General features: G+C 60.2%; 10 protein-coding genes and 3 pseudogenes. 7 read left to right on the forward strand and 6 right to left on the reverse strand.

The genetic code is table 11. The features are described 5' to 3' along the window. The first annotated feature begins 159 nt into the window (after positions 1-159). The 6 genes from H0I39_RS19315 to H0I39_RS19335 all read left to right on the forward strand — a co-directional run bounded on the left by H0I39_RS19315 (position 160) and on the right by H0I39_RS19335 (position 3,891). The gene (locus H0I39_RS19315) at positions 160-702 is read left to right on the forward strand and encodes a CoA transferase subunit A (RefSeq protein WP_373368355.1); all 543 of its coding nucleotides are present in this window, start codon (positions 160-162) and stop codon (positions 700-702) included. Continuing rightward, positions 645-851, forward strand: coding sequence for a CoA-transferase (locus H0I39_RS22815; RefSeq protein ID WP_308645901.1), 207 nt, complete (start codon positions 645-647; stop codon positions 849-851). The genes H0I39_RS19315 and H0I39_RS22815 overlap by 58 nt, the downstream gene beginning before the upstream one ends. 9 nt (positions 852-860) lie before the next feature. Continuing rightward, positions 861-1,499 (forward strand): CoA transferase subunit B, encoded by a 639-nt coding sequence (locus H0I39_RS19320; RefSeq protein WP_180551554.1) that lies wholly within the window; start codon positions 861-863, stop codon positions 1,497-1,499. Between the two features lie 210 nt (positions 1,500-1,709). Beyond that, entirely contained in the window at positions 1,710-2,150 is a 441-nt protein-coding gene (locus H0I39_RS19325) for a PaaI family thioesterase (RefSeq protein WP_180551555.1), read from the forward strand. Positions 2,151-2,531: 381 nt separating this feature from the next. Continuing rightward, positions 2,532-2,807 (forward strand): M20/M25/M40 family metallo-hydrolase, encoded by a 276-nt coding sequence (locus H0I39_RS19330; protein WP_180551556.1) that lies wholly within the window; start codon positions 2,532-2,534, stop codon positions 2,805-2,807. A gap of 112 nt (positions 2,808-2,919) precedes the next feature. Beyond that, positions 2,920-3,891 (forward strand): Bug family tripartite tricarboxylate transporter substrate binding protein, encoded by a 972-nt coding sequence (locus H0I39_RS19335; protein ID WP_180551557.1) that lies wholly within the window; start codon positions 2,920-2,922, stop codon positions 3,889-3,891. A gap of 115 nt (positions 3,892-4,006) precedes the next feature. Here H0I39_RS19335 and H0I39_RS19340 read toward each other — a convergent pair whose 3' ends face one another. The 4 genes and pseudogenes from H0I39_RS19340 to H0I39_RS19355 all read right to left on the reverse strand — a co-directional run bounded on the left by H0I39_RS19340 (position 4,007) and on the right by H0I39_RS19355 (position 8,293). Then, positions 4,007-4,744 carry an alpha/beta fold hydrolase gene (locus H0I39_RS19340; RefSeq protein WP_307776847.1) on the reverse strand — a complete coding sequence of 246 codons (738 nt, stop codon included), beginning with the start codon at positions 4,742-4,744 and terminating at the stop codon, positions 4,007-4,009. Positions 4,745-4,955: 211 nt separating this feature from the next. Further along, the gene (gene proC / locus H0I39_RS24360; protein ID WP_373368321.1) at positions 4,956-5,810 is read right to left on the reverse strand and encodes a pyrroline-5-carboxylate reductase; all 855 of its coding nucleotides are present in this window, start codon (positions 5,808-5,810) and stop codon (positions 4,956-4,958) included. Beyond that, positions 5,795-6,991 (reverse strand): IscS subfamily cysteine desulfurase, encoded by a 1,197-nt coding sequence (locus H0I39_RS19350; RefSeq protein WP_308645940.1) that lies wholly within the window; start codon positions 6,989-6,991, stop codon positions 5,795-5,797. The genes proC and H0I39_RS19350 overlap by 16 nt, the downstream gene beginning before the upstream one ends. A 70-nt stretch (positions 6,992-7,061) precedes the next feature. Then, positions 7,062-8,293, reverse strand: a pseudogene (locus tag H0I39_RS19355) (acetylornithine/succinyldiaminopimelate transaminase). 172 nt (positions 8,294-8,465) lie between these two features. On the opposite strand from H0I39_RS19355, the gene H0I39_RS19360 reads away from it, so the two are divergent. Beyond that, entirely contained in the window at positions 8,466-9,989 is a 1,524-nt protein-coding gene (locus H0I39_RS19360) for an aminotransferase-like domain-containing protein (RefSeq protein WP_257645899.1), read from the forward strand. Between the two features lie 146 nt (positions 9,990-10,135). On the opposite strand, the pseudogene H0I39_RS19365 reads toward H0I39_RS19360, so the two are convergent. Together H0I39_RS19365 and H0I39_RS19370 are read right to left on the reverse strand one after the other, a co-directional pair. Next, positions 10,136-11,379: pseudogene (locus H0I39_RS19365) on the reverse strand (tyrosine-type recombinase/integrase); the annotation flags it as partial. A gap of 280 nt (positions 11,380-11,659) precedes the next feature. Further along, positions 11,660-12,987 (reverse strand): annotated as a pseudogene (locus H0I39_RS19370) (tyrosine-type recombinase/integrase). Positions 12,988-13,166: the final 179 nt, after the last annotated feature.

A 13,166-nucleotide genomic window follows, 5' to 3' on the forward strand; every position in this document is an offset into this window, starting at 1 on the left:
ATGCGCAATCAAATTGTCATCGTTGTGCATAGGTGCACCCTTATTTTGCACCCATAGCTGTTGCCGAATCGGCCGCTGCCTCGCTAGCATCAGCCTATTGAATGGCATTTCCTCGCCATTTGATTTGTCTTGAAAGGCTGATTCGGAAATGAGAAAGATATATGGAGACTCGGCGGCCGCTTTAGGCGATGTGGTCAAAAGCGGCCAAACCATTGCCGTCGGGGGTTTTGGCTTGTGCGGAATTCCTCCGCTTTGATCGAAGCACTGCGCGACAGCGGCGTCAATGGGCTGACCTGCATCAGCAATAACGCCGGGGTCGATGATTTTGGACTGGGATTGCTGCTGCAAACCCGCCAGATCAAGCGCATGGTTTCTTCCTACGTGGGAGAAAACAAGGAATTCGAGCGGCAATACCTGAACGGGGAGTTGGAGCTTGAATTCAATCCGCAGGGCACGCTGGCCGAGCGGCTGCGCGCCGGCGGCGCGGGCATACCCGCCTTTTTCACGCGTACCGGCGTTGGCACGGTGGTAGCCGAGAACAAGGAAACGCGCGAATTCGACGGGCAAACCTATGTCATGGAGCGTGCCTTGAGAGCGGATGTTTCCTGGTCAAGGCCAAGAAGGCGGACTCATCGGGCAATCTGGTGTTCTCCCGCACCGCGCGCAATTTCAATCCTGAAGTGGCCATGGCCGGGACTGTGACGATCGCCGAAGTGGAAGAGATCGTGGACTTGGGCCAACTGGACCCCGATGAGGTGCATCTTCCCGGCATCTTTGTGGATCGCATCGTCGTCGTTCCGAATCCCGAGAAGCGCATCGAGCGCAAGAGCTTCCGCACCCGCAACCTTTGAGAGATCGACATGGCTTGGACACACGAACAAATGGCGGCCCGCGCCGCCAAGGAACTCCACGACGGGGACTATGTGAACCTAGGGATCGGGCTGCCGACCAAGGTGGTGGACCACGTGCCCGAGGGAATGGAAGTCTGGCTGCAATCGGAAAACGGCCTGATCGGCATCGGTCCGCCGCCTTTCGAAGACGAGATCGATCCCGATCTGATCGATGCCGCCAAGCAGACCATCACCATGGCCCCTGGGGCTTCGATCTGCTCCTCCGCGATGTCTTTCGCCATGATCCGTGGCGGCCACATGGATCTGACCATCCTCGGCGGCATGCAAGTCAGCGAACGCGGGGATCTGGCCAATTGGATGATTCCCGGCAAGATGGTCAAGGGCATGGGCGGGGCGATGGATCTGGTGGGCGGCGCGCGCCGAGTGATCGTGTTGATGGAGCACGTCGCGCGCGACGGCGCGTTGAAGGTGCTGAAGGCGTGCTCGTTACCTCTGACCGGCCAACGCGTGGTGAACCAGATCATCACAGACTTGGCAGTGTTCGACGTAACGGACGGCGGACTCGTGGTCAAGGAGCTTGCGCCCGGCGTCTCCCGCGATGATCTGCAAGCCAAGACCGAACCGCAACTGACGTTCGACTGCGCCTGATGGACGGCGGGGCTTCGCCAGAGCTCGACGCACGATCGCCTCAGTGTCGACTGAGCGACTGTCGGCTTGGATTCAGAGGCAGTCGTCCGCCAGGAGGCCCCACCCTCAGGCACTGAGATAGGTTGTTAGTTCCATCAAGCTGACCGCTCTCTCTAGGTCCTCTGCGCCAGATTGGGCGGCTTCTTGTGCAAGCAAAGACGAGGACGCTTCATGACCCACTCTGCCAACCCCAACTTCAGGCAAGATGTTGCTGCCAGCTTCGACAAGCAGAGGGCCATGCGCTTGATTCGGGCGACGTTGCCTGCTATCGAACAGGGCGCCACCGAGATCCATGTCCCACACTGGGATGGCATCGAGCAGCAGCACGGATTTGTGCATGGCGGAGTGGTTGGGATGATTGCTGACGCGGCGGCTGGTTTCGCGGCGATGACGATGACTCCTGCAGGCGCTTCGGTCTTGACGGTTGAGTACAAGCTGAACTTCCTCGCCCCAGCGGACGGCGAGAAGCTCATTGCTCGCGGGCAGGTGGTTCGTCGGGGCAGAACGCTGATCGTTACGAAGGCCGAGGTATTCGTCGTCAAGAATGAAGCGGAAGCGTTGTGCGCGCTCATGCAGCAGACCATCATCGTCGTCCAAAAGACGGAGCGCTAGGAACGTTCGACCAACCCGTCCGACAAAGTGCGCCGGACATGGAGGCGATGGAAGAACACTCAGCCACGCCTTGCGCTTCGGCTAGCCGCATTGAGAATTCACGACAACGGCCTTCCCCTTGGGCCGCACTGATGTGGATGCAGCCACGGCGCGCGTGAGGCACCGAGCGGCCACATTCGTTCACGCCAACAATTGCCGCAGCAGAAGCGCCGCACCGATGCCTACCGCCACCGTGGGTAGCGTCGGCAGTCACGCGGCTGCAAGGACCGTAGCGACCAAGGCGAGCAATTCGGAAAGCTCGCCGGCGACGAAGTGCGGCACGACGACGGCAACAGCACGCACCCGGGGTCGCCTCCATCGCCACCTTTGCTCGAGCCCCCAGTGTCCGGTTCCGAGACCGAATTCGCTCGCGATATTGCGTACCAGATCGTAGGCAAGGACCGGGTCGTCGATCAGGGGCCTCTCATGCTCGGCAGCGAGGACTTCGCCTACATGCTGCAGGAAGTGCCTGGCTGCTACTTCTTCGTTGGGAACGGAGCGGGAGACGCGATGGGAGCCTGCGCCGTCCACAACCCGAAATATGACTTCAACGACACCCTCATCGGTGTGGGAGCCAGCTACTGGGTTGCCTTGACGAACCAGTTTCTCGTGCCCTGAGCTTCGCGGCAATCGACCGAATCTGTGTAGCGCCCCGCACGTACACATGGAGCGCGCACTGTGTTGCATAGACCTTCATCCCATTTGCGCTTGTTGACACCCGGAGACAACCATGAATCCTCTCTCATTGCTCACCGCCCTCGCAGTATTCGCCGCCGCCGGATTGGGTAGCGCCAACGCGAGCGAGCCCTACCCCTCTCGGCCGATCACCATCGTGGTTCCATATCCCGCCGGCGGCAGTGACATCCAGGTTCGCAAGATCCAAACGGCACTGTCCGAGTCACTTGGCCAGCCCGTCATCGTTGAAAACAAGCCGGGCGCATCGGGTGCAATCGCTGCCGTGAGCGTCGCGCGCGCGAAGCCGGACGGGTACACCCTCCTGCACGCAAACAACGGCCTGCTCATCACTCCCATCGTGAACAAGCGCGCTGGCTACAACCTGCTCAAGGACTTCAAGCCAGTCAGCACCTTGACGACATCTCCCATGGTTCTTTTGGTGAAGTCGGACTTCCCCGCAAAGAACCTCGCTGACTTCCTGCACTATGCCCGCGAACAACCCAACGGACTGCGCTACGCCTCGTCAGGCACTGCTTCACTCACTCATATTGAAACCGCGCGTCTTGGCGACGCCGCGCGAATCAAGCTGCAGCACATTCCTTACAAAGGTCAATCCAACGGTGCGCTCGCGTTGCGCACCGGCGAAGTCGACATCCTGCTGACGCCCCCTTCCGCCGACATGCTGAGCCTGGTGGAACAAGGAACATTGAGGGCTTTAGGTATCGCGAGCGCCAGCCCCGGCCACCCCATCGCTCCCAGCATTCCTACCATTCAGTCAGCCGTTCCCGGCTACGTCTCCGAGGCTTGGTTCGGTCTGCTGGCTCCCGCTGGCACGCCAGATGAAGTGATCGCCAAGCTGAATGCCGCACTGCGAAAGGTAATGACGGATCCACAGGTTCGCAGCGGGATGCTTATCAGCGGGGCGGTCGCCCAAACCTCCACACCTGGCGAATTCCAGGCACTCATGAGCAGAGACGCGGCCCAGCTAAGCGAGGCCGTCGCCAAATACCGGATCGATACAGAGTAGAGGAAACTCGGCCCGCCTCCGCCTGATCGGGGGCTCTCTGCGGCAAACCTGCAGCCAGCCTGAGCCCTCCGGCGTTATCAGTTCACGTCGCGCAAGAAATTCGCAATCGCCACGTTTACCGTGTCCCGCTGATCACGATGAGGGAGTGACCACAGTCAGCGATTTCCAGCAGCAGAGCGGCAGGCACAGCGCTCTGAACATCGCGAATCTGGGCCAGCGTGCCGTATCGATCCTGCTCACCTTGAATGCACAACAAGGGCGCTGTGATGGCGCCGAGTTCCTTGCGAATATCGAAGGCTCGGAAGGCAGGAGAAAGCCACACGTCGTTCCATTGCCAGAAGGCACTGTCCACGTCGTCATGATGACGTGCCAGGCGCTCGCGCAGCGAGCCGTGTTCGTATTCGTGTCGCGCTTCCTCGATGCCGCTGACCGAAATGTCTTCCACCATCACATGCGGTGCCAGTGCCACGCAGGCTGACACAGGGTGGTGTGCGGCATGGATGAGTGCAATGGTCCCGCCATCGGAGTGGCCCACCAGCACCGGTTGCCTGATACCTATGCGCTCAAGCAGAGCAGGCAACACCTGCAACGCTTCTCGATGCATGTAGTCGGGCCCAAGGCGCCCTGCGCCACGCACGTCCGGCACGGGGCTGGAGCCACCGTAGCCGCGCCGCGAATACACCACGCCTTCCCGCCCAGTCGCCGCGCAAAGGCTGGCCGGCCAATCGCCCCACTGAGCGATGGAACCCAACCCCTCATGCAAAAAGACAAGCGGTGCCCGATGATCAGAGGCAGGAGAATCGCCAATGCGCTCAACCTCTAAATGGTTTCCATTGATTTCGACAAGTTCCATAACCAGCATACTAGTTGGAAATCAATATTCATGGCAGCGACTGTCAAGTCCTCTTTACGCCCCATCGATGCCGAATTCGATACACGCGGAAGCCGGCACAATGACTCAATGCTGTGCCTCAGGTATATCGGCCCTACAGGGCATATGGACTGCAGCCAGGTATGCGGCGTGCCGCATAGTGATTACCCTCTGTCGACGCTGGACCCAGCAGCTATAGCTCTAACGGGAGTTCTGCAGATCGGCGTGCCGCACCACGTACTGCTCGTCCAACCAACGATTTGAAGCCTTGCGCCTCAAGCAGGTTGACTGCGGCTTCGGTAGTTCCGTGCGGCGACGTCACTTGTCGCCGAAGCTCCTGGAGGGCGCGTCCTTGATCAGATGCCAATTGCGCGGCACCGAGAATCGTCTGCCGAGTCAAGGTCTCCGCGACTTGAGACGGTAACCCCAATTCCTTTCCTGCCTCAACCATGGCCTCCATGAGCAAGTATGCATAGGCTGGCCCGCTCCCCGAGAGAGCAGTTACCGCATCGAACTGACATTCATCGCCCACCCAGATAGCCCGCCCCACCGAGGACATCAGGCTGTACGCGCACTCCTTCTGAGAAGGACTAACGGCGGCACTTGCGTACAACGCCGTCATCCCAAAGCCAACTGAAGCTGGGGTATTGGGCATACACCGGACTATCGCCCTTGCAGACGTTCGTGAAGAGTTGAGCCACGCCAGCAAGTTCAAAACAGGAATCCCTGCCATGATTGAGAGGATCAATGCATCGTCGGACAGATGCGGTGCAATTTCCCGGCATGTAACCTGCGCCACTTGCGGCTTGACAGATAGGATCACCACGTCTGCGCCGGCAGCGCACTCCCCAGCGCTGGAGTGAACATCAACCCCGTAGCACGATTTCAGCAGCTCTCGCTGTTCAGGCCGCCGAGCGCTTGCTGATATGCGACCTCCATCAATACCCATGGCAACCATTCCGGCTATCAGGCTGGAAGCCATGTTTCCGGCACCAACGAAGGCAATTCTCATAGCGCTCTCCACTCTCGGCCTCAATGCGCAGCCCATTGAATGGTGCTGAGGTCAATCCCGTCCTTGTACATGTCCCACAGCGGCGAAAGCTCGCGCAGCTTGGCGACGTGCTGCTTGATGACGGCCACCGCCGTATCAATCTCGTGCTCCTGAGTGAAGCGGCCAATGGTGATCCGCAGGCTCGAGTGCGCCACCTCGTCGCTCAGGCCCAAAGCGCGCAACACATAGCTGGGCTCCAGGCTGGCTGAAGTGCACGCCGATCCGGACGAGACCGCAACGGCCTTGATGCCCATGAGCAACGATTCGCCCTCGACGTAATTGAACGATGCGTTGACCGAGTGCGGAACGGAATGCTCCAGGTTGCCGTTGATCGTGACCTGCTCGATCTCCTGCAAGCCACTCAGCAGCTTGCGCTGCAACATCCGAACGCGCTCGCGCTCCGTCCCCATCTCAAGGCCAGCGAGCCGGAATGCCTCGCCCATGCCGACGATCTGGTGCGTGGGCAAAGTGCCGGATCGCATGCCGCGCTCGTGGCCGCCGCCATGCATCTGCGCCTCGATGCGGATGCGCGGCTTGCGCCGGATGTAGAGCGCACCGATGCCCTTGGGGCCATAGGTCTTGTGCGACGCCAGGCTCATCAAATCCACGGGCAACGTCTTGAGGTCGATATCCACCTTACCCGTGGCCTGGGCGGCATCGACGTGGAAGACGATGCCGCGCTCCCGGCAGATGGCGCCGATGGCCGGAATGTCCTGGATCACGCCGATCTCATTGTTCACGAGCATCACCGATGCCAGGATGGTGTCGGGGCGCAGTGCCGCCTTGAAGGTCTCGAGGTCAATCAAGCCGTCCGACTTCACGTCGAGATAAGTCACATCAAAGCCCTGCCGCTCCAGTTCGCGCATGGTGTCGAGAACGGCTTTGTGCTCGGTCTTGACCGTAATGAGGTGCTTGCCCTTGCCCTGGTAGAAGTGGGCTGCGCCTTTGAGGGCGAGGTTGTCTGATTCGGTGGCGCCCGAAGTCCAGACTATTTCGCGCGGATCTGCGCCCACCAGCGCGGCGACGTGCGCACGGGCGCGCTCTACGGCCTTCTCGGCCTCCCAACCCCAGGCGTGGGTGTTGGATGCGGGATTGCCGTAGTGGTCCCGGAGCCACGGAATCATGGCATCGACGACGCGCGGGTCTACCGGAGTCGTGGCGCTGTAGTCCATATAGATTGGGAGATGGGGGTCTGCATATCGGGTTCCTGGGTTGTCGGTATGGAAAGTGGGGAGTTCGGGGACAGGCTTAGCAAATCACCGCTTCGTGACTGAGCTCCTGGGCCAAGACCTCAAGGCGTGCGAGCCCTTCATCGATCTCGGGATAGCTAATGTTGAGGCTAGGTGCCAGCCGCATCACGTCCTGGCCTGCCTGCAGCACCATGACGCCGTGCGCCAGCGCTGCTTTGGCAACCTCTCTGGCCTTGCCACGCCAAGGCTCGGCAAGCACGCAGCCGATCAGCAGACCGATGCCGCGGACTTCCTCGAAAACGCCGTAGCGCTTACCGATCTGTCGCAGTCTGCTGACCAGGTAGTCATGGCGCTCCCGAACGCCGTAGAGCAATTCCGGCTGGCTGATCGCATGCAGCGCGGCCTCGCCCACCGCGCAGGCCAAGGGGTTGCCGCCAAATGTGGTTCCATGCGTGCCCTGCCCCAGGTGCTCGGCGAATTTGTCCATCGTCAGCATGGCCGACAGCGGAATGCCGCAGCCGATGGCCTTTGCGATAGTCATTACATCCGGCACCACGCCGAAGTGCTCATAGGCAAACAGGGTTCCCAGCCGCCCTACCCCCGTCTGCACTTCATCGAAGATGAGCAGCGCATTGTGGCGGTCGCACAGGGCACGGGCGCACGCGAGGTATTCCCGCGTGGCCGGAAGCACACCGCTTTCCCCTGGACGGGCTCCAGCACCACGGCGCAGGTGTTCTGCGACACGGCATGCTCCAACGCGCCCAGGTCGTTGAACGGCACGTGCCGGATCCCTTCGATGGCCGGGCCGAAACCATTCGAGTACTTGGGCTGCCCGCCCACGCTGACGGTGAACAGCGACCGGCCGTGAAAGCTGTTGTGCGCCGCGACGATTTCGTATTTCCGCGGCGACTGGTGCAAGCCATAGCGGCGCGCGAGCTTGAAGGCCGCTTCGTTCGCCTCCGCGCCAGAGTTCGCAAAGAACACCCGCTCCGCAAACGTCAACCGGATAAGCGCTCTGGCAAGGCGCAGCGTGGAATCCGATTTGTAGGTGTTGGAGATATGCCAGAGCCGATGGGCCTGGGCTGTCAGCGCCTCAATCAGCGCGGGATGGCAATGGCCCAGGGCATTGACGGCAATTCCACCCGACAGGTCGATGTACTCCTTGCCTGCGGCGTCCCAGACCGTCGCGCCCTGCGCTCGAACCGCCAGAACATCCAGCGGGGAATAAACGGGCACCATGACTTCGGTGTAGGCATCGGCAGTCTGCGGGGCCCGAAAAGGCGTCCCCATGCCAGGTGCCGGGTGGATGTGTGATTGACTCATAGCGCATCTGCGGCGGGTGTGGATCATTCAGTGGGAGAACAATAAATCCATACACTTTTATTTTGTATGCGTTAAAATAAAAGTGTATGTGTATTATAGTCACTAGCGTATGAAACATCGACAAGCCCATGAACGCGGCATGGCCGTGAGCCAGGGAGCGGACATGCAACGGCGCCCCGCTTGGCTCAAGCCGCTCGTTGCAGGCAGCGGGCCAAGATACCTACAGATTGCCGATCTGATCGCGCATGCCGTGCGCAACGGGGAACTGAAGGCTGGCGATCAGGTGCCGCCGCAAAGATGGCTGGCTACCGAGCTCGGTGTTGACCTGACCACCGTGACGCGCGCCTATGCCGAAGCGCGAGTTCGAGGGCTGCTGGCTTCGTTCGGTGGACGGGGCTCCTTCATCGCGGAACCCTACGATCCTTCACAGCGGGGCATGGTCGACCTGGCCATGAACATCCCGCCGCAGCCCGCCAATAGAGCCTTGGCTGACCACATCAAGGCGGGCATGTCCGAGGTAGTGACCCGGCACGATGCGGAATCTGTCAGCGGCTACCACCATCCAGTGCTTGAGCCGACAGCCTTGCAGGCGGCACGGACCTGGCTGGGCCCGATGCTGGACGCCATGGGCCAAAGCCAAGTGCTGATGTGCGCCGGAACGCAAGGAGCCATCTTCAACCTGCTACAGGCGCACACCCGGCGCGGCGACGCCGTGCTGTGCGACCCATTGACCTATCCAGGCTTCCTACGGGCAGCAAGGGCGCTGGGCCTCAAAATCATCGGTGTGCCAGGCGACGCCTCCGGCATGCTTCCCGACGCGCTGGAGCGCAGTTGCCGGGACACGGGCGCGGGGCTGCTCTATCTGAATCCCACGATCCAGAATCCCACGGCCTCAACCATGCCCACTGCACGGCGCCAGGACATCGCAGCAGTGCTGCGCAAGTCGAAGGTGACCTTGATCGAGGATGACCCGTATCGTCATTTGCTCAACGACGCACCTCTGCCTATCTCGGCGTGCACATCAGGGGAGCGCTCGTACTACCTGGCTTCGCTGTCCAAATGCCTGTCACCGAGCCTGCGCGCAGCCTACGTAGTAGCGCCGTCCGGTCAGGCCACCACCACTCTGCTGGAGAGCTTCGCCGCGACCAGCATGGGCTGCTCAGCACTGCTCGCCGGTCTGGTCCAGACCTGGATCGTGAACGGCACCGCCAAGTCGCTGCTGGGAGAAATCCAGCTCGAAGCCCGGTCGCGGCAGGCTCTGGCGCGCTCGATTCTGCCAGGGAGCATCCAGGCGCACCCGAGTGGCATTCATCTGTGGCTGCCCTTGCCGCCGCAATGGCGGCCAACTGCCTTCAGCCAAGCCCTGGAAGACATGGGTGTCCGCATCGCCGCAACGAATGCCTTCGGCGTAGAGGACGAGTTGCCCTCAGGCGTTCGCATCTCCGTCGGTGGAGCAAGAAGCCACGCCGAACTCCAGTGCTGCGCTGCAGAAGATCCAGACTCTGCTCGGGAAAAGTCAGATCGCCAGCAGCCGCATGGTTGTCTAGCGACAAGGCCGATCCCTATGTGCACCTGCAATCAGGCGTCATGGTGCCGAAACGCGCAGCCAGACTCCATTGGCGCCGCTGCAGGCAGAATGGATTTCAGCTCGACGCCGCCGTGAGACCCGTGGGGCGAGCATGCCCTCTCACGAGGACGACCGCTAAGAAGTGGGGGTACCACGGCCACATCACGGAGGCTTACGTGTCCAGATGAGCTGATCAAGCCACTTATTCTGCTGACTCCAGGCCCAGCACCGACATATACAGGGCTTGGGCCGTCATGAATCCAGGACTCCACCATGTCTGCCCAGTCCTGCAGCATTCCTCGCCGTTGTTGCGCGTATTCAGCTTTGTTGTAGACCGCGCGGACGCCTTTTTGCTCATGCGCGAGACACTTCTCTATCCAGTCGGTGTTGTAACCTGCCTCATGTAGCAATGTGCTGGCCGTACGCCTGAGGTCGTGTACGGTAAAGGGATCAATCCCCTCACCCCGCTTCTGGACCACATCTCTGCCGACCATCAGCACGCGATTCAACGCGCTGTTACTGATAGGGAAATCGCGTTCATGGCGTCCGGGAAGCAGATAGGAGCTCCCTGCGCAGCAAGCCTTGAGTGTCATCAGAATGCCCATCGCCTGCTGACTGAGATAGATGTTGTGTGGACGGCCTGCTTTCATACGCGCCTTCGGAATCGTCCATATGCCCGATTCGAAGTCAATCTCGTCCCATTTGGCCTGGATGAACTCACTTTTGCGCACCATCGTCAGCAGCAAGAACTTGACGGCTAGGCGCAATGTCGGGGCAGAAGCGACCTCATCCAGAGCATTGAAGAACGTGTGGATCTCGGCTGGTGACAGCGCCCTGTCCCTCGCCCTGAAGGTCGCAATCGCGCTCGGACGGATTGCTTCTGCCGGGTTGGCAATTTTCAAACCTCTCGCCTGAATGAAACGATAGACCTGCAGCACGATCTCGCGGGCCAGCACCGCAGACGCCGCCGCACCTCTCTCCTTGATCTTCTCGCATCTTGCCATCAGCCGGACGGGAGTAATTTCTTCCAACATCAAACGGCCAAACTCCGTCGCGAGATTCCGGTCGTAGACTGACTTACGCATTGCTCGAGTGGAGTCCGCCAGCCCTGCTTCGGCAAAGTACTTCTCTGCCCACTTACCGAACGTCAATGCCTCGCTGGCTTCGATCCGCTTCTCCACCTTCGATCGGGACGGACTCTCTCCTGCTCCAGGGATCGTCGCGCCCGTGTCAAAAGCAATCTCGCCTCCGCAAGCGACAACGGCATGCCGAAATGGAGTTGCTCCAATTCGCGCTGATGCTTGGCGCCCAGATCCGCGTCGTACTGGCCAATGACTAGCGTCTCGCGGCGCCCGTGAAGTCTGTAGTCGTAGCGAAAGCTTATGTTTCCCGAGCGCAAAACAGCGGCATATAGTCCCTGCTGATCAGCGATCTTGTAGACCTTGTTGGACGCTTTCAGCATCTTCAACTGCTTGTCAGTCAACATCTCAGTCCTTCATCAGATGGAGAGGTAGCTCCATTTGACGAGGCCAACCGATGCCGTTCAAGCGTTGGGGAATGAGCGCCACCGACAACGGCGCTGTATCCGGCTGACTTTCCTATGGCACCAGATTTCGCTTTATGTCCTTGCTCCGCGTCGAGGTGTTCAACTGAGCAATCGCGGCGCAACGGGATCTGAACAATCGGGACGATGCGTGAGAAGGAGGCTCGCACCAACCTCCTCCCGCACGTTCCATGCTGCTTGCCGGCGCTCCGCAGCGTCCTGATCACACGGCCTGGGCTGGCCCCAGCAGTTGAAACTCCTCCAAGCGCGTCTCCGGCGGCAAGCCCAGATTGATGGGCCGAACAGGACTGGGCCCATTCGCGATCCAGGTATCCACCATATCTGCCCACGACTGAAGCATCGCCCGTCGCTGCTCGGCATACTCCGCCTTGTTGTAAACCGCGCGCACGCCCCGTTGCTCGTGAGCAAGGCACTTTTCGATCCAGTCGCTGTTGTATCCCGCCTCATGCAGCAGGGTACTGGCGGTCCGCCTAAGGTCGTGCACCGTAAACGGCTCGAACTCTTCACCACGAGCGACGATCACCTCGGTGCCAGCGACAACGAGCCGGTTCAAGGTTCCATTGCTCATCGGGAAATCCGACTCGTAGCGTCCAGGATGGAGGTAGGGGCTAGCACCGTAGCAGGTCTTGAAGGCCACCAGGATGTCGATGGCCTGCTGGCTGAGATAGACGTTGTGGGGTCGACTCGCCTTCATCCGCTCCTTGGGAATCGTCCATACGCCCGTTTCGAAATTGACTTCTTCCCACTTGGCCTGGGTGAACTCGCTCTTTCGCACCATCGTCAGCAACATGAACTTGACTGCGAGGCGCAAGGTCGCAGCCGAAGAGACCTCCTCGAGCGCATTGAAGTACTTGTGGATCTCTTCAGGCGATAGGGCCCGATCCCTGACTTTGAAGGCAGCAATGGCGCTCGGACGAATTGCTTCCGCGGGGTTCTCGATCCTCAACCCTCTCGCCTGAATGAAACGGAAGATTTGCAGCACTATGTCTCGCGACTGGACGGCTGGCGCTGGTGCACCGCGTTCTTTGATTTTTCGCATCTCGCCATCAATCGTGATGGCGTGATCTCTTCCAACTTGAGGCGGCCGAACTCGTTAGCTAGGTTGCGGTCGTAGACGGACTTGCGCATCGCACGGGTTGACTCTGCCAACTTGGCTTCAGCGAAGTACTTTTCGGCCCACCCGCCAAACGTCATCCCCTCATTGGCTTCCGCCCGCCTCTCCACTTTCGCACGAGACGGGCTCTCGCCCTGCTCAATGGTTCGCCGTGCATTCGCCAGAAGCAAACGCGCCTCGGCAAGCGACAAGAGCATGCCGTACTCGAGCGTCGCCATCTCACGCGGTTTCCTGGCCGCAAGCGCCGGATCGTACTGCCCGATCACCAGGGTTTCACGGCGTCCATTGAGCCGATAGTCGTATCGAAAGCTGATGTTCCCCGTTCGCAGAACCGTTACGTATAACCCTTGCTGGTCGGCGACCTTGTAGACCTTGTCAGATGCCTTCAGCGCCCGTAACTGCTTGTCAGTAATCATCTTTTCCTCCAACGTGATACCGTCAGTTGATACCGTCAGACCAGATGACGGTATCAAGTTGGGTATTTGGAGGATCAGGTGACCGGTACCGTCACCCGTACCGACAAAGCGTCGGGCACCGGTGAAACGGCATGACACCGAGTGAGAAGCTAACCCCTTGTCAGAACTATGCTTCCCGG

Origin of the sequence: Ottowia beijingensis (genome assembly GCF_013423955.1) — a bacterium.
GTDB classification, from domain to species: Bacteria; Pseudomonadota; Gammaproteobacteria; order Burkholderiales; family Burkholderiaceae_C; genus Ottowia; species Ottowia beijingensis.